Source organism: Agromyces sp. NPDC058484 (assembly GCF_042720415.1).
Lineage (GTDB): Bacteria > Actinomycetota > Actinomycetes > Actinomycetales > Microbacteriaceae > Agromyces.
In genome coordinates, this window is sequence record NZ_JBHXMP010000001.1 from 232,106 (window position 1) to 251,473 (window position 19,368).

Here is a 19,368-nt window from a genome sequence, read left to right on the forward strand (position 1 = left end):
TGCGCGCAAACCTGAGGCCCGGGCAGCTCAACGCCGACCCTTGCGGGACCGCATCAAGTCTACGACCTTTTGCGCGGCCTCGCCGACGTCGTGGTTCACGACCTGGTGGTCGAACTCATCGACGGCGGCGAGCTCGACCTTCGCCGTCTCGAGCCGACGCTGCTGCTCGGCCGGGCTCTCGGTGCCCCGCCCGACGAGCCGCCGCACGAGCTCGTCCCAGGTCGGCGGCAGCAGGAACACGAGCGTCGCCTCGGGCATCGCGCGGCGCACCGATCGTGCGCCCTGGATGTCGATCTCGAGGAGCACGCTGTTGCCCGCGGCGATCGCCTCCTCGACGCGCCTGCGCGGCGTGCCGTAACGGGAGGCGTTGTGCACCATCGCCCACTCCAGGAGCTCGCCCGCCTCGACCATGCGGTCGAATTCGGCGTCGCCGACGAAGTAGTAGTGCTCGCCCTCGACCTCGCCGGGCCGCGGGGCGCGCGTGGTCGCCGAGACCGAGAGCTGCACGTCGGGATGATGCCTGCGAATGTACGACGCCACCGTGCCCTTGCCCACGGCCGTGGGACCGGCGAGCACCACGAGGCGGTCGCCCGTGCCCCCGTGGAACGCCACCCAGTCGGCGACGAACTCGCGCAGGCGCCTGCGCTGGAGCCGCCCGAGGCCGCCGAGCCGCTTCGAGGTCGAGATCGCGAGCTCCGTCATGATGCGGGCGCTCTTCGTCGCTCCGATCGCGGGGATGGACGTGAGGAACTCGGTGACCCGAAGGCGCCCCTCGACGCCTTCGGGCTCCTCGTACGCCGTACGCAGCACGTCGAGCGGGCTGCGGGATCCGCCGGCGATGGCGGCCTTGACGGCGGCGCGAGCGCGGCGCGCGGCCACCGCGACTCGGGATGCCGCGACGCGGTCGACCTCGGGCGGCCTCGTGGTCGCCGTGCTCGCCGTGCTCGCCTGTGCCGGGAAGGTCGTCGTGTCGTCAGCCAACTGCCACTCCGTACTCGTCGGCACGACGCGAGATCGCATCGGCGATGCCCTCGGGACCCGCGGCGAGGATCGACCGCGACTCGCTCGCGATCACGCCCGCCGAGTAGGAGCCGAAGCGCAGGCGGAGGTCGCCCGGCTCGGCGCCCTGGTGGCCGAATCCCGGAGCGAGCACCGGGAGTCCGGGGCGCGGCGGTTCGGCGTCGGTGTCGAGCCCGACGAGCTGCAGGTCGGTGGTCGCGCCCAGGACGACGCCCATGGAGCCGAGAGCCTGGTCCGCGGCATCCGCCCGCATCTGATTCCAGCCGCTGACGCCGTCGGTGATCGCCCGTGCGACCGTCGACCCGGCTCGGCTCGACTGCTGCAGCACGGCACGCTGGATGGCGGCGGACTCGGGGTTCGATGTGGCGGCGAGCACGAAGAGTCCCTTGCCCACCCCTTCTGCAGCGACCATGACCGGCTCGATCGAGCCGAGTCCCTGGTAGGCGCTGATCGTCATCGCGTCGGCCTCCAGGCTCGAACCCGGCGTGAGCCAGGCCTCGCCATAGGCGGCGACACTCGTTCCGATGTCGCCGCGCTTCACGTCGGCGATCACGAGGAACCCTGCGTCACGCGCCTCGCCGAGCAGCCGTTCGAGCACGGCGTAGCCTGCCGCACCGTGGCGCTCGAAGAAGGCGACCTGCGGTTTCAGGATGCCGACCCGATCTGCGGCGGCCTCGATCACGCGCAGCCCGAACTCCCGCACCCCCTCGGCGGAATCGGGCTGACCCCATGCGTCGAGCAGCGACGCGTGCGGATCGAGGCCCACGCAGAGCCGGCCGTAGGCGGCGAACACGGCCTCGAGCCGGTCGCCGAACGGCGTCACGCCCTCGGCTCTCACGCCGACGCCTCCCGCCGCTCGCCGTACTCCTGAAGGCTCGTGACCTCGAAGCCCGTGCGCACCGCGTCGAGCGATGCGACGGCGGCCGAGAGCTCGGCGATCGTGGTGAAGAGCGGGATGTCGGCCGCGACCGCCGCCGCGCGGATCTCGTAACCGTCGGCGCGGGCCGAGCGGCCGCTCGGCGTGTTCACGACGATGTCGACCTCGCCGCGGTGGATGAGCTCGACGACGGATGTCGCGTCGGCCGACGTCTTGTCGCTGAATTTCAGCACCTGGCGTGCCGATATGCCGTGGCGGCGCAGCACCTCCGAGGTGCCCTCGGTGGCGACGATCCCGTAGCCCAGCTGCTGCAGCCGCAGGATCGGGAAGATGATCGAGCGCTTGTCGCGGTCGGACACCGACACGAACACGCTGCCCGAAAGCGGCATCCCGCCGTAGGCCGCGAGCTGGCTCTTCGCGAACGCGGTCGGGAAGTCCCGGTCGATGCCCATGACCTCGCCGGTGGAGCGCATCTCGGGTCCGAGCACCGAATCGACCATGATGCCCTCCCGAGTGCGGAACCGGTGGAACGGCAGCACGGCCTCCTTCACCGCGACCGGTGCGTCGAGCGGCACGCGGGAGCCGTCGGATGCCGGGAGCATGCCCTCCCCGATCAGCTCGTCGATCATCGCTCCGACCATGATGCGCGAGGCGGCCTTCGCGAGCGGGATCCCGAGCGCCTTCGACACGAACGGCACGGTGCGGCTCGCACGCGGATTCGCCTCGAGCACGTAGAGCACCCCGGCGCCGATCGCGAACTGCACGTTGAGCAGGCCCTTCACGCCGATGCCCTCTGCGATCGCACGAGTCGCCTCGCGCACCCGGTCGACCTCGGCGCGGCCGAGCGTGACGGGCGGCAGCGTGCAGCTCGAGTCGCCGGAGTGGATGCCGGCCTCCTCGATGTGCTCCATCACGCCGCCGATGTACAGCTCGGTGCCGTCGTACAGCGCGTCGACGTCGATCTCGATCGCGTCGTCGAGGAACCGGTCGACGAGCAGCGGATGACTCGGGCCGACGATGCCCTGGCCTTCGATGCGGGCGAAGTAGTCGCCCAGCGACGCCGTGTCGTACACGATCTCCATGCCGCGGCCGCCGAGCACGTAGCTCGGGCGCACGAGCACCGGGTAGCCGATGCCCTCGGCCACGTGCACGGCGCCGGCGAGGTCGATCGCGGTGCCGTTGCGCGGTGCGAGCAGCCCGGCGTTCTCGAGGATGCCCGCGAAGAGCCCGCGCTCCTCGGCGAGGTCGATCGCGTCGGGGCTGGTGCCGAGGATCGGTACGCCGGCCGCCTCGAGGCCCTTCGCGAGGCCGAGCGCGGTCTGGCCGCCCAGCTGCACCACGACGCCCACGAGCTCGCCCGTCTGCGACTCGGCGTGGATGACCTCGAGCACGTCCTCGAGGGTGAGCGGCTCGAAATAGAGCCGGTCGCTCGTGTCGTAGTCGGTCGAGACCGTCTCGGGGTTGCAGTTGATCATGATCGTCTCGAAACCCGCCGCCGAGAGCGCGAACGAGGCGTGCACGCACGAGTAGTCGAATTCGACGCCCTGGCCGATGCGGTTGGGGCCCGAGCCGAGGATCACGACCTTGCGCCGATCCGACGGCTCGACCTCGGTCTCGAGGTCGTAGCTCGAGTAGTGGTACGGAGTGAGCGCAGGGAACTCCCCCGCGCAGGTGTCGACGGTCTTGTAGACCGGCCGGATGCCGAGGATGTGCCGTACCTCTCGGGCGTCGGCCTCTCCGAATCCCCGCAGCTGCCCGATCTGGGCGTCGGAGAAGCCGTGGTCCTTCGCGAGGAGCAGGGTGTCGTGGTCGAGTGCCGAAGCGTCAGCGACGGTCTCGGCGACCTCGTTGATGAGCACGATCTGGTCGAGGAACCAGGGGTCGATCTTCGTGGCCTCGAACAGCTGCTCGAGGGTGGCACCCTTGCGGAGGGCCTGCTGCACGAGCACGATGCGCCCGTCGGTCGGGATGCGGGATGCCTCGACGAGCTCGTCGGCGGTGCGATTCTCGTCGCCCCAGTGGAACGAGGAGCCGCGCTTCTCGAGCGATCGGAGCGCCTTCTGCAGCGCAGTGGCGTAGTTGCGGCCGATCGCCATGGCCTCGCCGACCGACTTCATGGTGGTCGTGAGGGTGGGGTCGGCGGCCGGGAACTTCTCGAACGCGAACCGCGGCACCTTCACGACCACGTAGTCGAGGGTGGGCTCGAAGCTCGCCGGGGTCACCCGGGTGATGTCGTTCGGGATCTCGTCGAGGCGATAGCCGATCGCGAGCTTCGCCGCGATCTTGGCGATCGGGAAGCCGGTGGCCTTCGACGCGAGCGCACTCGAGCGCGAGACGCGCGGGTTCATCTCGATGACGATGACGCGGCCGGTGTCGGGGTTCACCGCGAACTGGATGTTGCAGCCGCCCGTGTCGACGCCGACCGCGCGGATGATGTCGATCCCGATGTCGCGCAGGTGCTGGTACTCGCGGTCGGTGAGCGTGAGGGCAGGGGCGACCGTGATCGAGTCGCCGGTGTGCACGCCGACGGGGTCGACGTTCTCGATCGAGCACACGACGACCGTGTTGTCGTGCGTGTCGCGCATGAGCTCGAGCTCGTATTCCTTCCAGCCGAGGATCGACTCCTCGAGGAGCACCTCGGTGGTCGGCGAGTCGTGGAGGCCCTGCGTGACGATGCGCACGAGGTCCTCCTCGGTGTAGGCGAAGCCCGACCCGAGGCCGCCCATGGTGAACGACGGGCGTACGACGAGCGGGTACCCCAGGTCTTCGGCGAACGTCTTCGCCTCGTCGAGGGTCTTCGCGACGTGGGAGCGCGCGACATCCGCCCCCGCCTCGATGACGAGGTCCTTGAAGAGCTGCCGGTCTTCGCCCTTCCGGATCGCGTCGACCTTCGCGCCGATGAGCTCGACGCCGTGCTTGTCGAGGATGCCCGCGTCGTGCAGGGCGATCGCGGCGTTGAGCGCGGTCTGCCCGCCGAGGGTCGGCAGCACCGCGTCGGGCTTCTCCTTCAGGATGATCGACTCGATGACCTCGGGGGTGATCGGTTCGATGTACGTCGCATCGGCGAAGTCGGGGTCGGTCATGATGGTCGCCGGATTCGGATTCACGAGGATGACGCGCACGCCCTCCCCGCGGAGCACCCGGCAGGCCTGCGTGCCCGAGTAGTCGAACTCGGCGGCCTGGCCGATGACGATCGGACCCGATCCGATGACGAGGACGCTGTTGATGTCGTCGCGCTTGGGCATTACTCGTTTCCTCCGGTCGCTGAGCTCGTCGAGGCGTTCGCGACGACCATGTCGCGGAACCGGTCGAAGAGGTACTCGGCGTCGTGGGGGCCTGCCGCCGATTCGGGGTGGTACTGAACGGAGAACGCGGGGATGTCGAGGCAGTTGAGTCCCTCGACGACATTGTCGTTCAGGTCGTAGTGGCTGACCTCGACGCGGCCGAATCCCTGGCTCGACTCGCTGACGCGGTCGATCGGCGCATCGACGGCGAAGCCGTGGTTGTGGGCCGTGATCTCGACCCGGCCCGTGGCCTTGTCGAGCACGGGCTGGTTGATGCCCCGGTGGCCGAACGGCAGCTTGTACGTGCCGAAGCCAAGGGCGCGGCCGAGCAGCTGGTTGCCGAAGCAGATACCGAAGTAGGGAAGGCCGGCGCGCAGGGTGGTGCGCAGGAGTTCGACATGCCGGTCGGATGCCCCGGGGTCGCCGGGTCCGTTCGAGAAGAACAGGGCGTCGGGGCCGAGCGTGAGCACCTCCTCCGCGGTGATCGACTGCGGCACGACGTGCACGTCGAAGCCCCGCTCCGCGAGGTGGTTCAGGGTCGATGTCTTCACGCCGAGGTCGAGCACGGCGACGGATCCGACGCGGTCGCCCTCGGCGGGCAGCATGTAGGACTCGGCGGTCGAGACCGTGCCCGAGAGGTTCAGCCCGGTCATCTCAGCTCCGCCGAGCACGAGCTCGAGCTGCTCGCCGTGGGTGAGCAGCGCGGCGTCGCCCGAGAAGATGCCGGCGCGCATCGCACCGGCCGAGCGGATATGGCGGGTGACCGCGCGGGTGTCGATGCCGCTGATGCCGACGATGCCCGCGGCCTCGAGGTCGGCGTCGAGGCTCCGCTGCGAGCGGAAGTTCGAGACGGCACGGGAGGGATCGCGCACGACGAAGCCCGACACCCAGATGCGGGCGGACTCCATGTCCTCGTCGTTCATGCCCGTGTTGCCGATGTGGGGCGCGGTCATCATGACGATCTGGCCGGCGTACGACGGATCGGTGAGGGTCTCCTGATATCCGGTCATGCCGGTCGCGAAGACCGCCTCGCCGAGGGTCTGCCCGCGGGCGCCGTACGCGCGCCCCTCGTAGCGGCGCCCGTCTTCGAGCACGAGCACAGCCGGCTCGTGGGTGCGGGTGGGGGTCTCAGTCATCCGAGGCCTCGCTCTCCTGTTCCGGCCGCAGCACGGTGCGCGCGGCGGCGATGTCGTTGACGGCCGCGATGATGCGAGCCGAGTCGCCCGGATACCGGGCCCTGAGGTGGCTGTCGACGTGCGGGGCGACGAGCTCGGGATCGGCGACCCGGGCGATCCACGTGATCACGACGAGTCCCTCGGGCTCGACACCGCGGTCGATCGCGTAGCTGGCCTTCCCCACCGCGACGATGCGGTCGGCCGGCAGGTATGTGGCCGGCTCCCCGGCGACCCGGAGCACCAGTCCGTCGCGCGACACCTCGACGCGTGCGGTGCCACGGAAGGCGAGTCCCGGCAGGGCGAGGCGTTCGAGCGGTTCGCCGGCGGGGGTGGTCGCGACGTACAGCACCTCGGCATCGAGCGTCGCGGCTCGCAGTGCGGGTGGGATCGGGTACGCCGAGAGGGTCGCATCGCGCTTCGTGCGCCGACGCCACGAGCGGATCATGAGCCAGGCGACGACCACCACGACGGCGATCGCGACGGCCGCTCCGATCGCCTTATCCACGTTCGACCTCCCGCTCGGCCGCGAGCCGCGCGACCTCGTCGGCCGGCCGGATCGCGCCGTCGAGCATCGTGGCGTAGCCGGCGTGGAATGTGGCCAAGACCCGCCCGGGCAGGCGTCGGCCCAGGTAGGGCGAGTTCACGCTGCGTCCTGCGAGCCGGTCGAGTGCGAAGTCGGATGCCGCGGCGGGGTCGTAGAGCACGACCTCCGCCGGCGCCCCGACCGCGAGCGCCTGCCCGTGGCCCGCCAGGCGCCCGATGCGGGCCGGGGCCGCAGACAGCACGCGCGCGACATCCGCCCAGTCGAGGAGCCCCGTCTCGACGACGGCCGCGTGCACGACCGACAGGGCGGATTCGAGCCCGACCATGCCGTTCGCGGCGGCGTCCCACTCGCTCTCCTTCGCCTCGACCGGGTGCGGTGCGTGGTCGGTCGCGACGATGTCGAGAGTGCCGTCGGCGAGCGCGGCACGCAGCGCCTCGACGTCTTCTGCGCGACGGAGCGGCGGGTTCACCTTGTACCGGGGGTCGTAGCTCGCGACCAGGTCTTCGGTGAGGAGCAGGTGGTGGGGGGTGACCTCGGCGGTGACGTCGATGCCGCGCGCCTTCGCCCAGCGGATGACCTCGACGGAGCCGGCGGTCGACACGTGGCACACGTGCAGCCGACCGCCGACGTGCTCGGCGAGGAGCACGTCTCGGGCGATGATCGACTCCTCGGCGACCGCCGGCCAGCCGGCGAGGCCGAGCTCGCCCGAGAGCGCGCCCTCGTTCATCTGCGCACCCTCGGTGAGGCGCGGCTCCTGCGCGTGCTGCGCGATGACGCCGTCGAAGGCCTTCACGTACTCGAGAGCGCGACGCATGAGCAGCGGGTCGAAGACGCAGGAGCCGTCATCGGAGAAGACGCGAACGTTGGCGCGTGAGCGGGCCATCGCACCGAGCTCGGCCAGCTGCTCGCCCTTCAGGCCCGCCGTCACCGCGCCGATCGGCTGCACGGTCGCGTAGCCGGCGGCGCGGCCGAGGCTCGCCTCCTGTTCGACGACGCCGGCGGTGTCGGCCACCGGGAACGTGTTCGCCATCGCGAACACGGCGGTGAATCCGCCGGCCGCGGCGGCCTGAGTGCCGGTGAGCACGGTCTCGCTCTGCTCGTAGCCCGGTTCGCGGAGGTGCGTGTGCAGGTCGACGAGCCCGGGCAGGGCGATGAGCCCGTCGGCGTCGACGATGGTAGCGCCCGCGGCATCCGCGATGCTTCCCATCTCGGCGATCACGCCGCCTTCGAGCCGGAGATCGGCGCGCTCGCCCGAGGGCAGGGTCGAACCGGTGATGACGAAACGCTCGGCCATCAGGCCTCACCCCGCTCGCCCGACAACAGCAGATAGAGGGCGGCCATTCTCACTGATACTCCGTTCGCGACCTGCTCGCGCACCGTGGACTGCGGCGAGTCGGCGGCGCGGGCGGCGATCTCCAGCCCGCGATTCATGGGCCCTGGGTGCATCACCATCGTAGCCGGGGGCAGCCGGTCGAACCGGGCGTCGTCGAGCCCCCACGTGCGCGCGTACTCGCGACTGTTGGGGAAGAAGGCGGCGTTCATGCGCTCCGCCTGGATGCGGAGCATCATGACGACGTCGGGCTTGCCCGCGAGCGCGGCGTCGAGGTCGTAGGCGATCGTCGCGGGCCATCCGGTCGTGTCGACGGGCAGGAGCGTGGGCGGGGCGACGAGCCGCACCTCGGCGCCGAGCGTCGTGAGGAGCCAGACGTTCGAGCGGGCGACGCGCGAGTGCAGGATGTCGCCGACGATCACCACCCCGACCCCGTCGAGGCCGCGGCCCCGGGACCCGGCGCCGTGCAGGCGGCGACGGATGGTGAAGGCGTCGAGGAGCGCCTGTGTCGGGTGCTCGTGCGTGCCGTCGCCGGCGTTCACGACCCCGGCGTCGATCCACCCGCTCGTCGCGAGCGTCCGCGGGGCACCCGATGCCTGGTGCCTGATGACGACGCCGTCGGCGCCCATCGCGTGCAGGGTCTGTGCGGTGTCCTTCAGGCTCTCGCCCTTCGAGACGCTCGAGCCCTTCGCGCTGAAGTTGATGACGTCGGCGGAGAGCCGCTTCGCGGCGGCCTCGAACGAGATGCGGGTGCGGGTGGAGTCCTCGAAGAAGAGGTTCACGACGGTCTTGCCGCGGAGCGTCGGGAGCTTCTTCACCTCGCGCTCCTGCACGGCGGCCATGTCCTCGGCGATGTCGAGGAGGCCGATCGCCTCGTCGCGGGCGAGTCCGCGGGTGCCGAGCAGGTGCTTCACTCGCCGCCCCCCTCGATCGTGACGGCGTCCTCGCCGTCGGTCTCGACGAGCCGAACGTTGATGCGCTCGCGGGTCGAGCTCGGCAGGTTCTTGCCGACGAAGTCCGCGCGGATGGGGAACTCCCGGTGTCCGCGGTCGACGAGCACCGCGAGGCGCACCGCGCGCGCCCTGCCCAGGTCGGCGAGCGCGTCGAACGCGGCACGAATGGTGCGTCCGGAGTAGAGCACGTCGTCGACGAGCACGACGGTCTTGCCGTCGATGCCGCCCGGCGGCACCTCCGTCGGCGCGGGCGTGCGCGTGCGGGTGCGGCCGAGGTCGTCACGGTACATGGTCACGTCGAGGGCGCCCGCGAGCGCGGGCGGCGCATCGGGCTCGATGCGTGCGATCGTCTCGGCGATGCGACGGGCGAGCGCCACGCCCCTGGTCGGGATGCCGAGGATGACGAGATCGGAACTGCCCCGATTGGACTCGAGGATCTCGTGCGAGATGCGGGTCAACGCCCGCGAGATGTCAGCCTGACTCAGCACGGCACGTGCCATCGACCGACTCCCTTCTCCGCCTCACAGGACGGCCTTAAAGGTTGCGTTCCGATCCAGCCTACCAGCCGAGCCGGATGCCGCCGCCGCCGGCCCGGAGTAGCATCGGCCGGAGCGGGCAGGCCCCGCACGAGGATGGGAGTCGATCATGGCCGGCAGCGGTACCGCGGAGGATCCCTGGCAGTTGACGACGGCGCCGGGCACGTCGTCCTACACGATGTACCGCGACGAAGCCGCCGACCCGCCGTCGCTCGTCTGCGTCGTCGGCTCGACGACGCTGAAGTACCACCTGGCGGCGATCGACGACCTCGCAGCATGGCTGCGCGAGCAGGGCGACTGGGTGCCGCTCGGCGCCGCCGACGAGCAGAAGCCGGCCGCCGAGGGCACCGTCGAGGCATGGGGTCGCTCCGAGGAGAATCCCGTCGGCGGCTGGTACGGCTTGAGGAAGGGCTACCGCGGGCGGTTCGGGATGTACCTGCCGCCGCTGCTCGAGGAGCTCGGCCTCGCCGAGCTCACGCACGACGCGCGCAACAATCGCATGCGGGCGGTCTGAGGCATCCGGCGCCCGTGTCCGGAGTCGGGTCGCCCGCCCGACGTGTCGACCGCCGCCGGGTGCACGAAGGGCGGAGCGCGATGCGCCCCGCCCTCCCGGGTTGTGCACTTCCGGTCATCGCGCGGACCGCATCGGCCCGCGGAGCACCTTCGACGCCACCACCGATGCGGCCGCGATGAGCACCAGGTTCTTGAGCACGTACTGGCCGAGCAGCGTCGGACCGGCGGCGGTGAAGAGCTCGCCGGGGAAGAACACCAGCGGCGAGAGGATGCCGACGAACGCGATCGCGAGCATCGCCAGGCCGAAGCGCGCGAACACGCCCGAGATCAGCGCGACGCCCGCGACGGTCTCGATGACCGCGGTCAGCACCAGTGCGAGGTGCCCGCCGACGACGCCGAACGTGAGCACGCCCCAAGTGGCCTCGACGAGCGGCTCGACGGGGCTGACCCCGGGGAAGAACTTCAGCGCGCCGAACGCGACGAACACGGCGCCGAGGGCGACGCGGAGCGCGGTGATGCTCCATCGCTCGAGGAACGCCTTCAGCATCGCCTCGAGGGCCGCGACGCGGACGAGGATGCCGATGCGGGAGACGGGGACGGGCCGGTGACCGACCGGCTGGAGGCCGGGAGTGGTGGCTGGGATCGAGGACATGGCGCGGATGCTCCTTCCAGAGCGGTCGAGGTGATGGGACCTGCGCGCAGCAGCGCGACGATTACCCAGTGAACCTCTCCTGGCCACCACCGCGGATCAGGGATCGCGTGGGAACCGCGAGCGGGTTAACCCTCGATCGGCGCCCGGGTCTTCACGTGCCGGGGCCCCGCCGCCTCATCGTGGACAGCCCGCCCGTCACGACATGCCGGGGAGATCGAGGAACTCGTAGACCTCGATCGCGGCCCCGTCGAGCATCAGGTGCGGGTGACCCTCGAGGAGCGTCCGCAGATCGCTCGCCGAGTCGGCCTCCATGATGGAGAAGCCGCCCAGGTTCGCGCTCCCCGACGACGACCCGGCGCCGAGCACGTCGACGGAACGCAGCGGCGAACCGAAGTCGACGATCGACGACCCTGCGCGCTCGCCCCACGAGTTCCACGCGTCGATCCCGGCCTGCGCCTCCTCGGGTGTGGCGTTCGATATCTGCTCATCGGCCGATGCAGTGGCCCGGTAGAGCACGAGGTACTTGGTCATGACGTCCACCTCCGGTGAAACTATTTTGATAGATGTCAAAATAGTCCTGGATCCCCGACACGACAAGGGATCTCAGGACTTCGAGGACGGTGCGCATGGAGACTCCGACCGCTCCACGGGGCGATGGCGGCGACGTGCAGGCGCTCATCGACGCGCTGTCCTCCCCGATCCGCCGCGAGATCCTGTGGTTGATCTGGGATGCGGAGTTGCCCGCCGGTGAGATCGCTGCCGCCTTCGCCCTGACGCCGGGCACGATCTCCTCGCATCTGTCGGTGCTTCGAGACGCCGGATTCGTCGCCATGCGTCGGGATGGCACGTTCCGGCGCTACCGCGCCGACCGGGCGGCGATCGAGCGCATCCTGCCGTTCCTGCGCTGGTCGGACGACAAGTGGCGCGTCGCCGACGACATCCCCGAGCAGGAACTCGCCCATTCGCGAACGCAGCTCTGGCTCACGGTGCACGCCGACGTGGCGTTCGACGAGGCAACGGCGTTCGCGGCCTTCGTCGACGGCCCCACGTTCTCGTCCTGGCTCGGGGTCCCGGTGTCGATCGAGGACCGGCGGTTCTCCGCCGAGCTGGAATGGGGCACGAAGGTACGCGGCCGGTACGAGGTCGTCGTGCCTCCGGAGCTCATCGCTCTGCGCTGGGATTTCGACGATGACGCCGTGCCCGTGCCCGGGCGGGCGCTCCCGGGATACGTGCGCTTCGAGCCGGCCCCGCCCGGCTGCCGCGTCGAGGTGCACCAGGCCGCGCAGGACGCCGAGCAGGCCGAGTTCCTCGCGGTGGCCTGGTCGCTCGTACTCGGCCGCTTGGTCGAGTACGCGCGAGCCGAAGAGGCGGCGCCGTCGCCCCGCGCGCGACGGCCCAAGCACCTCGACTCAGGCTAGGCCTTGGCGTGCGAGACGGCGGCGAGCAGCCCGTTCACGAAGCCCGCCGAATCGTCGGTCGACAGCACCGTGGCCGCCTCGACGGCCTCGGAGATCGCCACCGGGTCGGGCACCTCGTCGTTGTAGACGATCTCCCACACGCCGATGCGCAGCAGGGCGCGGTCGACGGCGGGCATGCGCTCGAGGGTCCAGCCGCGCGAGTGCGTCGTGATGAGTTCGTCGATCTCCACCCGGTGGTCGACGATCCCGTCGACGATCTCGCGGGCGTAGAGCCACGACGCCTGGCGCTCGGGCTCGCCGACCGCACGCTCGGCCTCGACGGCGAGCAGCCGCTCGACGGGCACCTGGCGCATGTCGGCCGAATAGAGCAGGTCGAGGGCGCGCTTGCGCGCCTTCGTACGGGCGCTCACTAGTCGTTCACGCGGCCGAGGTAGTCGCCCGTGCGGGTGTCGACCTTGACCTTCGTGCCCGTCTCGAGGAAGAGCGGCACCTGGATCTCGTACCCGGTCTCGACCGTCGCGGGCTTCGTGCCGCCGGTCGAACGGTCGCCTTGCAGGCCGGGCTCGGTGTAGGTGATCTCGAGCACGACGGATGCCGGGAGGTCGATGTAGAGCGGGTTGCCGTTGTTCAGCGCGATCGTGACGGCCTGGTTCTCGAGCATGAAGTTCGCAGCGTCGCCGACGACCGTGGCCGGCACGGTGAGTTGGTCGTAGTCGGTCGCGTCCATGAACACGAAACCCTCACCGTCGTTGTACAGGTAGGTGAAGTCGCGCCGGTCGACGTTCTCGATCTCGATCTTCGCTCCGGCGTTGTAGGTGCGATCGACGGTCTTGCCGGTGACGACGTTCTTCAGCTTCGTGCGGACGAACGCACCGCCCTTGCCCGGCTTGACGTGCTGGAACTCGATGACGTTCCAGAGCTGGCCGTCGATGGAGAGGACGACGCCGTTCTTGATGTCAGCGGTGCTTGCCATTGGAGGAGATTCCGATCGATCGAGGGAAGTCGGCGGGCACGCGTCGAACGCGTGCGACTGATCGAGTGTAGTCGACTCACCCGCGCGAACGCAGAACCCAGTCCACCGCGAGTCGGTAGGAGTCGGCGCCGAACCCCGCGATGACGCCGGTCGCGACACCCGAGATGACGCTCGTGTGCCGAAACGTCTCACGCGAATGCGGGTTCGACAGGTGCACCTCGACGAGGGGCAGCCCCGCCTGCTTCAGCTGCGCCGCGGCATCGCGCAGCGCGTAGCTGTAGTGCGTGAACGCGGCCGGGTTCAGCACGACGGGCAGCCGCCGGTCGACCGCCTCGTGAAGCCAGCCGATGAGCTCGGCCTCGTCGTCGCTCTGCCGCAGGTCGATCTCGACGTCGTCGGGCACGGATGCCGCGAGGCGGGCCCCGATGTCGGCGAGGGACTCGCTGCCGTACACCTCGGGCTCGCGCGTGCCGAGCCGGCCGAGGTTCGGCCCGTTCAGCACGAGGATCGTCGTCATCCGGCAAGCCTAGCGTCGCGGCCCCTTCGACAGGCTCGGGGAACGCCGCCGCCTGCAGCGCTCAGGATCCGATCTCCTGGTACGCCGCGAACAGGAGGGACTGGTCGGGGGCGTGCATCACCGTGGGCTTCGCGAGGTCGTCGAGCACGATGAAGCGCAGCTGACCGGCGCGGGCCTTCTTGTCGCGCTGCATGGTCGCGAGGAGCGTGTTCCACCGCCCGACCGGGTAGCTGGTCGGCAGCCCGAGCAGGTCGAGCACGCGCTTGTGCCGGTCGGCGACCTCGTCGGAGAGACGCCCCGAGAGCCGGCCCAGCTCGGCCGCGAACGCCATGCCGACCGAGACCGCCGCGCCGTGCCGCCACTGGTACCGTTCGGCGTGCTCGACGGCGTGGCCCAGCGTGTGGCCGTAGTTCAGGATCTCGCGGAGCCCCTGCTCCGTGAAGTCCTCGGACACCACGTCGGCCTTCATTCGGATGGCGAGCTCCACCACGCGTCGGAACTCGGGCGTCGACGGGTCGGTCGCGACCTCGGGGTCGGCCTCGATGACGTCGAGGATCTCGGGATAGCGGATGAACCCGGCCTTCACGATCTCGGCGAAGCCGGCGAGGATCTCGTTCCGGGGCAGCGTGTCGAGGAGCTCGAGGTCGCAGAGCACCGCGGCGGGCGAGTGGAAGACGCCGACGAGGTTCTTGCCCTCGTTCGTGTTGATGCCGGTCTTGCCGCCGACCGCGGCGTCGACCATGCCGAGCACCGTCGTCGGCACCTGCACGACGCGCACGCCGCGGAGCCACGTCGCGGCGACGAATCCCGCGAGATCGGTGATCGCTCCCCCGCCGAGCCCCACGATCGCGTCGGTGCGCGTGAAGTCCGCCTGGCCGAGGATCTGCCAGCAGAACGCCGCCACCTCGACGCGCTTCCCGGCCTCGGCGTCGGGCACCTCGGCGAGCAGCACCTCGAACCGGCCCTGCAGCTCCTCGCGGAGCGCGGCGGCGCGGGCGCCGAGCGTCGGCGGATGCACCACGAGCACCTTGCGCGGTGCGTTGCCGAGCGCGTCGGCGAGCTCGGCGAGCACGCCGCGCCCCACGATCACGTCGTATCCGTCGTCGCCTGCGACGTGGATGCTCGTACGCGTCTCGCGTGCCGTCATCGGTGTCCTCCGAACCGCTGGGTGATGTCGTCGACGATCCGCGCGACCGAGCGGCGCGACGTGTCGATCTCGAGGTCTGCGAGCGCCGCGTAGATCGGGGTTCGCTCCTCGAGGATCGCCTTCCAGGCGCCGATCCCGCCGTTCGCGATGAGCGGGCGGTTACCGCCCGCGAGCCTCGGCGCGACCGCCTCGGACGAGACCTGCAACCACACGACGGGAAGGTCGGCGAGGTCGGAACGGGTGTCCTCGTGCAGCACCGCGCCGCCGCCCAGGGAGACGACGGCCTCCTCGAGCAACGCCTCGGCCACGACCTCGCGCTCGACGATGCGGAAGTACTCCTCGCCCTCGCGTTCGAAGATCTCGTCGATGGGGCCGTAGCGCTCGGCGATGCGCAGGTCGGTGTCCACGAACGGTGCGTCCACGGATGCCGCGAGCCGCTGCCCCACGCGTGACTTGCCCGATCCCATCGGCCCGATGAGCACGATCGGCAGGGCGAGCCGCACCCGGTCAGGCATGATCGCCCGCGACATCCGCCGTCGCGACCTCCGTGAGGAGTGCGTCGGGGATGTGCGCGAGGTAGGACTCGAGGTTGCGACGGGTCTCGGCGATCGCGTCGCCGCCGAACTTCTCGAGCACCGCGTTCGCGAGGGTGAGGGCGACCATCGCCTCGGCCACGACGCCGGCCGCGGGCACCGCGCAGACATCCGATCGCTGGTGGTGGGCCACCGCCGTCTCGCCGGTGGCGACGTCGACGGTGGGGAGCGCGTGCGGAACCGTCGCGATCGGCTTCATGCCGGCGCGCACCCGCAGCACCGTGCCGGTCGACATGCCGCCCTCGGTGCCGCCCGCCCGGTCGCTCGCACGCGCGATGCGCCCGTCGGAGAGGTGCAGCTCATCGTGCGCGGCGGACCCGCGCCGCGTGGTCGTGAGGAAGCCGTCGCCGACCTCGACGCCCTTGATGGCCTGGATGCCCATGAGCGCCGCCGCGAGCTGGGCGTCGAGGCGACGATCCCAGTGCACGTAGGATCCGAGCCCCGGCGGCACGCCGTACGCCAGCACCTCGACGACGCCGCCGAGCGTGTCGCCGTCCTTGTGGGCGGCGTCGATCTCGGCGACCATGAGCGTCGAGGTCTCGGCGTCGAAGCAGCGCAGCGGGTCGGCGTCGAGGGCGTCGACGTCGACCGGGAGCGGGAGCGGCCGGCCCTCGGGCACGCGGACGGGCCCGATCGCGATCGTGTGCGACACGAGCCGGATGCCGAGTTCGCCGAGGAAGCCGCGAGCGACGGCACCGAGCGCGACCCGCGCCGCCGTCTCGCGGGCGCTTGCACGCTCGAGCACGGGCCGGGCCTCGTCGAAGTCGTACTTCTGCATGCCGACGAGGTCGGCGTGACCCGGTCGGGGCCGGGTGAGCGGGGCGCCGCGGCCACGCCAGAGGGTCGACGGGTCGACGGGCTCGGGGCTCATGACCTCCTGCCACTTCGGCCACTCGGTGTTGCCGATGCGCAGGGCGATGGGGCTGCCGAGGCTCTCGCCGTGCCGCACGCCGCCCGAGATCGCCAGCTCGTCCTGCTCGAACTTCATGCGGGCGCCCCGGCCGTAGCCGAGCTTGCGGCGCGCGAGGTCGGCGCGGATCGCGTCGAGCGAGACGGGGATACCGGCGGGAAGACCCTCGAGGATCGCGACGAGCTCAGGGCCGTGCGACTCTCCGGCAGTGAGCCAACGGAGCATGCCCTCTATCCTTCCACAGGCGAGTCAGAGGGTTTCGCGCATGACGGAGAGCACCGCTTCCTCGTCGGGCAGCACCGCGAACGGGTCGCCGGCCACGAAGGTGCGCACCTGCAGCAGCGCCTGGTGCAGCAGCATCCCGAGCCCGTGCACCACCGTGCCGCCCAGGCCGAGCCAGTGCGCGGCGAGGGGGGTCGGCCAGGGCGCGTAGGCGACGTCGAGCAGCACCGCGCTGCGGACGAGGGCAGCGGATGCCTCGACGCCGAGCTCTGTGCCACCCGGCACGGTGCTCACCAGGAGTTCGGCCTCGGCGACGCCCTCGAGCTCGGCGAGCTTCGACAGCTCGACGGCGAGTCCGAGCCGATGGCCGAGTTCGGCGATCGCGGCGCCGGCCTCGGGGCGCCGGACGAGGATCTGCACGGACGCCGCACCGAGTTCCGCCATGGCCGCGAGCGCCGACTTGGCGGTCGCCCCCCCGCCGATGAGCACGCCGTGTCGGACCCGGTCGCACCCAGCCTCGGCGAGTGCGCGGACGATGCCGCCGACGTCGGTGTTGAAGCCCCGACGGGCGGCGCCATCGAAGAGCACGGTGTTCGCCGCCCCCGTGAGGGTGGCGAGCTCGTCGACCTCGTCGAGAAGCGGCAGCACGTCCTGCTTGAGCGGCATGGTGAGGGAGAGCCCCCGCCACGAATCGTCCAGCCCGCCGATGAACGCGGCGAGATCCTCCCCGCGCATCTCGACGGCGGAGTACTCCCAGTCGAGACCGAGCAGACGGTAGGCCGCGCGATGCAGTCCCGGGCTCTTCGAATGCGCGATGGGCGAGCCGAGCACGGCGAGTCGACGCATCGCTCAGCTCCCGTACTCGGGGTGCTGCTCCAGCCACGCGAGGAACCGCTCGACCGCGGCGTCGTGCTCCTCGACGGTCGCGGAGAACACGGTCTCACCGGTGTCGAGGTCGACCGTCACGAAGTACAGCCATGGCCCGTCGGCGGGATGGATGGCCGCGTCGATCGCGAGATCGCCGGGGTTGCCGATCGGGCCGGGCGGCAGACCCGGATGCACGTACGTGTTGTAGGCGTTCGCGGGGTCGGCGCGCTGGGCATCGGTCGTGGTCACGACCGAGTCGTCGCCCACGCCGTAGTGCACCGTCGAGTCGAACTGCAGCAGGCCGCTGTCGAACAGCGCGGGGTTCAGCCGGTTCTCGATGACGCGCGACACCTTGTAGTAGTCGGGCTCGAGGCCCGCCTCGCGCTCGATGAGCGAGGCCTTCACGACGGTGCGCCAGCGGTCTTCGGGGGCCACGCCGGCTTCGTCGAGCGCCTCGAACGACCGGTCGACGAGCATCTGCACGAGTTCGGGCGCGGTCATTCCGGGTTCGGCGGTGTACGTCGCGGGGAACAGGAATCCCTCGATGCTCGTGGCCTCGGGCGGCAGTCCGAGCGCCTGCGGATCCGCGGCGGCGGCCTGCAGTTCCTCGATCGGGATGCCCGTGACGATGGCGGCCTCGGCGAGGGCGTTCCTCGCCCACATGCCCTCCTGGATGACGAACGTGTTCTCGAGCTTCTTCGTGGGGTCGGTGAGCGCGTCGAGGGCCGCCTGGGCGCTCATCTCCGAGGCGAGGAGGTAGGCGCCCGGCTGGAACTCGGGCTCAGGGCTCTGCGCGAGCAGGAGGTCGTAGAACGCGTCGTACGACGCCGTGACCCCTTCGTCGACGAGGTTCTCGGCGATATCGGAACCGGTGTCGCCGTCGTGGATCATGAACACGACCTCACCGGTGCCGGCACCCGCGAAGTCCTCGGCGGGCGTGAACCGCTCGATGAGCGAACTCACCGGCCCCTGCAGGAAGAAGAAGGCGCCGGCGACGAGTGCCGCGACCACCAGCAGGCCGATGAGGCATCCCCACGGTCCGCGCCGCTTCGGCGCGTCGTGACCGTCACGGTCGTCGCCGTAATCGGATGCCGCGGCTCGGCGGTCGGCCCGCGACGGCTTGGCGGGCACGAACGACTCGGACTCCGTGAGGGCGAGCCGGCGCTGCTCCGCCTCGCGCGCCTCACGTCTCGTCATGGGGGGACGCTCGGGCTCGCCCGGGGCGGCGAACCCCGGCGCGACCGGAGGAGCATCGGTGCTCCGCGCGGCATCCGTGCGCGCGTCGCCCGCGAGCAGCGCATGCCAGTCGACGGCCGTCGGGTCGTCGGCCGAGGTGCGCGGCTCTGGAGGAAGGTGGGTCACAGGGGGGACGACCCTTCGTCGGTGGTGAGCACACGCCCGGGCTCCACTCCGGACGTCCGCTCCGTGTCGATGGCGTGTTGCAGAATGATAACGGCTGCGACTTGGTCGACGATGGGACGCTGGCTCCGGCTCGAGCGGCCTGACGCACGCAGCGCCTGCTGGGCGCTCACGGTCGAGAGCCGCTCGTCGACCAGGCGCACCGCGGCACCGGACGCGGCGAGACGCTCGGCGAACGCCACCGCGTCGTCGGTCGAGGCCGTCGGTCCTCCCGACAACGACAAGGGATGCCCGACCACCAGTTCGATCGCATCGAACTCATCGGCGAGCGCGAGCACGCGCCGGATGTCGGCGTCGCCCTCGGTCGCGCGCGGAACCGTCTCCACCGGTACGGCGAGCATCCCCCCCGCGTCGCAGCGCGCGACGCCGATGCGTGCACGCCCCACGTCGATCCCGAGCCTGGCGCCCGTGCGCATGC

Annotated in this window: 21 protein-coding genes; 2 read left to right on the forward strand and 19 right to left on the reverse strand. The window is 70.8% G+C overall.

What is annotated here, in order from left to right:
- Window positions 1-27 precede the first annotated feature (27 nt).
- The 8 genes from gmk to pyrR are packed head-to-tail and all read right to left on the reverse strand — an operon-like array spanning window position 28 to window position 9,683.
- Window positions 28-981 carry a guanylate kinase gene (gene gmk, locus ACFWN7_RS01070; protein WP_376936805.1) on the reverse strand — a complete coding sequence of 318 codons (954 nt, stop codon included), beginning with the start codon at window positions 979-981 and terminating at the stop codon, window positions 28-30.
- Window positions 974-1,858 (reverse strand): orotidine-5'-phosphate decarboxylase, encoded by an 885-nt coding sequence (gene pyrF / locus ACFWN7_RS01075; RefSeq protein WP_376936806.1) that lies wholly within the window; start codon window positions 1,856-1,858, stop codon window positions 974-976. Before pyrF ends, gmk begins: the two co-directional genes overlap by 8 nt.
- On the reverse strand, window positions 1,855-5,142 hold the full coding sequence (gene carB, locus ACFWN7_RS01080) for a carbamoyl-phosphate synthase large subunit (RefSeq protein WP_376936807.1): 3,288 nt from the start codon (window positions 5,140-5,142) through the stop codon (window positions 1,855-1,857). Before carB ends, pyrF begins: the two co-directional genes overlap by 4 nt.
- Window positions 5,142-6,317, reverse strand: a complete 1,176-nt coding sequence (gene carA / locus ACFWN7_RS01085; protein WP_376936808.1) for a glutamine-hydrolyzing carbamoyl-phosphate synthase small subunit — start codon at window positions 6,315-6,317, stop codon at window positions 5,142-5,144. Before carA ends, carB begins: the two co-directional genes overlap by 1 nt.
- On the reverse strand, window positions 6,310-6,861 hold the full coding sequence (locus tag ACFWN7_RS01090) for a hypothetical protein (RefSeq protein WP_376936809.1): 552 nt from the start codon (window positions 6,859-6,861) through the stop codon (window positions 6,310-6,312). Before ACFWN7_RS01090 ends, carA begins: the two co-directional genes overlap by 8 nt.
- On the reverse strand, window positions 6,854-8,194 hold the full coding sequence (locus tag ACFWN7_RS01095) for a dihydroorotase (RefSeq protein WP_376936810.1): 1,341 nt from the start codon (window positions 8,192-8,194) through the stop codon (window positions 6,854-6,856). The genes ACFWN7_RS01090 and ACFWN7_RS01095 overlap by 8 nt, the downstream gene beginning before the upstream one ends.
- Window positions 8,194-9,144 carry an aspartate carbamoyltransferase catalytic subunit gene (locus ACFWN7_RS01100; protein ID WP_376936811.1) on the reverse strand — a complete coding sequence of 317 codons (951 nt, stop codon included), beginning with the start codon at window positions 9,142-9,144 and terminating at the stop codon, window positions 8,194-8,196. Before ACFWN7_RS01100 ends, ACFWN7_RS01095 begins: the two co-directional genes overlap by 1 nt.
- Window positions 9,141-9,683, reverse strand: a complete 543-nt coding sequence (gene pyrR / locus ACFWN7_RS01105; protein WP_376936812.1) for a bifunctional pyr operon transcriptional regulator/uracil phosphoribosyltransferase PyrR — start codon at window positions 9,681-9,683, stop codon at window positions 9,141-9,143. Before pyrR ends, ACFWN7_RS01100 begins: the two co-directional genes overlap by 4 nt.
- A 145-nt stretch (window positions 9,684-9,828) precedes the next feature.
- Here pyrR and ACFWN7_RS01110 point away from each other — a divergent pair, with 145 nt between their 5' ends.
- The gene (locus ACFWN7_RS01110) at window positions 9,829-10,233 is read left to right on the forward strand and encodes a DUF6855 family protein (protein ID WP_376936813.1); all 405 of its coding nucleotides are present in this window, start codon (window positions 9,829-9,831) and stop codon (window positions 10,231-10,233) included.
- A gap of 114 nt (window positions 10,234-10,347) precedes the next feature.
- Here ACFWN7_RS01110 and ACFWN7_RS01115 read toward each other — a convergent pair whose 3' ends face one another.
- Window positions 10,348-10,884, reverse strand: coding sequence for a DoxX family membrane protein (locus ACFWN7_RS01115; protein ID WP_376936814.1), 537 nt, complete (start codon window positions 10,882-10,884; stop codon window positions 10,348-10,350).
- A gap of 195 nt (window positions 10,885-11,079) precedes the next feature.
- Complete coding sequence (locus ACFWN7_RS01120) at window positions 11,080-11,415, reverse strand: hypothetical protein (protein ID WP_376936815.1); 336 nt, start codon at window positions 11,413-11,415, stop codon at window positions 11,080-11,082.
- A 95-nt stretch (window positions 11,416-11,510) separates the two neighbouring features.
- Here ACFWN7_RS01120 and ACFWN7_RS01125 point away from each other — a divergent pair, with 95 nt between their 5' ends.
- Window positions 11,511-12,302 (forward strand): metalloregulator ArsR/SmtB family transcription factor, encoded by a 792-nt coding sequence (locus ACFWN7_RS01125; protein WP_376936816.1) that lies wholly within the window; start codon window positions 11,511-11,513, stop codon window positions 12,300-12,302.
- Here ACFWN7_RS01125 and nusB read toward each other — a convergent pair.
- The 9 genes from nusB to ruvX form a co-directional block, all read right to left on the reverse strand.
- The gene (nusB, locus tag ACFWN7_RS01130; protein WP_376936817.1) at window positions 12,299-12,712 is read right to left on the reverse strand and encodes a transcription antitermination factor NusB; all 414 of its coding nucleotides are present in this window, start codon (window positions 12,710-12,712) and stop codon (window positions 12,299-12,301) included. The genes ACFWN7_RS01125 and nusB overlap by 4 nt on opposite strands.
- Entirely contained in the window at window positions 12,712-13,275 is a 564-nt protein-coding gene (gene efp / locus ACFWN7_RS01135; RefSeq protein ID WP_376936818.1) for an elongation factor P, read from the reverse strand. Before efp ends, nusB begins: the two co-directional genes overlap by 1 nt.
- A 76-nt stretch (window positions 13,276-13,351) precedes the next feature.
- Window positions 13,352-13,792, reverse strand: coding sequence for a type II 3-dehydroquinate dehydratase (locus ACFWN7_RS01140; RefSeq protein WP_376936820.1), 441 nt, complete (start codon window positions 13,790-13,792; stop codon window positions 13,352-13,354).
- A gap of 61 nt (window positions 13,793-13,853) precedes the next feature.
- Window positions 13,854-14,939, reverse strand: a complete 1,086-nt coding sequence (aroB, locus tag ACFWN7_RS01145; protein WP_376936821.1) for a 3-dehydroquinate synthase — start codon at window positions 14,937-14,939, stop codon at window positions 13,854-13,856.
- Window positions 14,936-15,454 (reverse strand): shikimate kinase, encoded by a 519-nt coding sequence (locus tag ACFWN7_RS01150; protein WP_376936822.1) that lies wholly within the window; start codon window positions 15,452-15,454, stop codon window positions 14,936-14,938. Before ACFWN7_RS01150 ends, aroB begins: the two co-directional genes overlap by 4 nt.
- Complete coding sequence (gene aroC, locus ACFWN7_RS01155) at window positions 15,447-16,667, reverse strand: chorismate synthase (RefSeq protein ID WP_376936824.1); 1,221 nt, start codon at window positions 16,665-16,667, stop codon at window positions 15,447-15,449. Before aroC ends, ACFWN7_RS01150 begins: the two co-directional genes overlap by 8 nt.
- A gap of 24 nt (window positions 16,668-16,691) precedes the next feature.
- Window positions 16,692-17,510 (reverse strand): shikimate dehydrogenase, encoded by an 819-nt coding sequence (locus ACFWN7_RS01160; protein ID WP_376936825.1) that lies wholly within the window; start codon window positions 17,508-17,510, stop codon window positions 16,692-16,694.
- Between the two features lie 3 nt (window positions 17,511-17,513).
- A complete protein-coding gene (gene mltG / locus ACFWN7_RS01165; protein WP_376936826.1) occupies window positions 17,514-18,893 on the reverse strand; it encodes an endolytic transglycosylase MltG in 1,380 nt (459 codons plus the stop codon).
- Window positions 18,890-19,366, reverse strand: coding sequence for a Holliday junction resolvase RuvX (gene ruvX / locus ACFWN7_RS01170; protein WP_376936827.1), 477 nt, complete (start codon window positions 19,364-19,366; stop codon window positions 18,890-18,892). The genes mltG and ruvX overlap by 4 nt, the downstream gene beginning before the upstream one ends.
- Window positions 19,367-19,368 lie beyond the last annotated feature (2 nt).

Excerpts from the sequence above, each read along its gene's own strand:
- aroB (WP_376936821.1), bottom strand. The coding sequence starts at position 14,939 with ATGACGGCACGCGAGACGCGTACGAGCATCCACGTCGCAGGCGACGAC.
- ACFWN7_RS01125 (WP_376936816.1), top strand. The coding sequence starts at position 11,511 with ATGGAGACTCCGACCGCTCCACGGGGCGATGGCGGCGACGTGCAGGCG.
- carA (WP_376936808.1), bottom strand. The coding sequence starts at position 6,317 with ATGACTGAGACCCCCACCCGCACCCACGAGCCGGCTGTGCTCGTGCTC.
- efp (WP_376936818.1), bottom strand. The coding sequence starts at position 13,275 with ATGGCAAGCACCGCTGACATCAAGAACGGCGTCGTCCTCTCCATCGAC.
- ACFWN7_RS01095 (WP_376936810.1), bottom strand. The coding sequence starts at position 8,194 with ATGGCCGAGCGTTTCGTCATCACCGGTTCGACCCTGCCCTCGGGCGAG.
- carB (WP_376936807.1), bottom strand. The coding sequence starts at position 5,142 with ATGCCCAAGCGCGACGACATCAACAGCGTCCTCGTCATCGGATCGGGT.
- pyrR (WP_376936812.1), bottom strand. The coding sequence starts at position 9,683 with ATGGCACGTGCCGTGCTGAGTCAGGCTGACATCTCGCGGGCGTTGACC.
- ACFWN7_RS01150 (WP_376936822.1), bottom strand. The coding sequence starts at position 15,454 with ATGCCTGACCGGGTGCGGCTCGCCCTGCCGATCGTGCTCATCGGGCCG.
- aroC (WP_376936824.1), bottom strand. The coding sequence starts at position 16,667 with ATGCTCCGTTGGCTCACTGCCGGAGAGTCGCACGGCCCTGAGCTCGTC.
- ACFWN7_RS01110 (WP_376936813.1), top strand. The coding sequence starts at position 9,829 with ATGGCCGGCAGCGGTACCGCGGAGGATCCCTGGCAGTTGACGACGGCG.
- ACFWN7_RS01115 (WP_376936814.1), bottom strand. The coding sequence starts at position 10,884 with ATGTCCTCGATCCCAGCCACCACTCCCGGCCTCCAGCCGGTCGGTCAC.
- ACFWN7_RS01140 (WP_376936820.1), bottom strand. The coding sequence starts at position 13,792 with ATGACGACGATCCTCGTGCTGAACGGGCCGAACCTCGGCCGGCTCGGC.
- ruvX (WP_376936827.1), bottom strand. The coding sequence starts at position 19,366 with ATGCGCACGGGCGCCAGGCTCGGGATCGACGTGGGGCGTGCACGCATC.
- ACFWN7_RS01160 (WP_376936825.1), bottom strand. The coding sequence starts at position 17,510 with ATGCGTCGACTCGCCGTGCTCGGCTCGCCCATCGCGCATTCGAAGAGC.
- ACFWN7_RS01120 (WP_376936815.1), bottom strand. The coding sequence starts at position 11,415 with ATGACCAAGTACCTCGTGCTCTACCGGGCCACTGCATCGGCCGATGAG.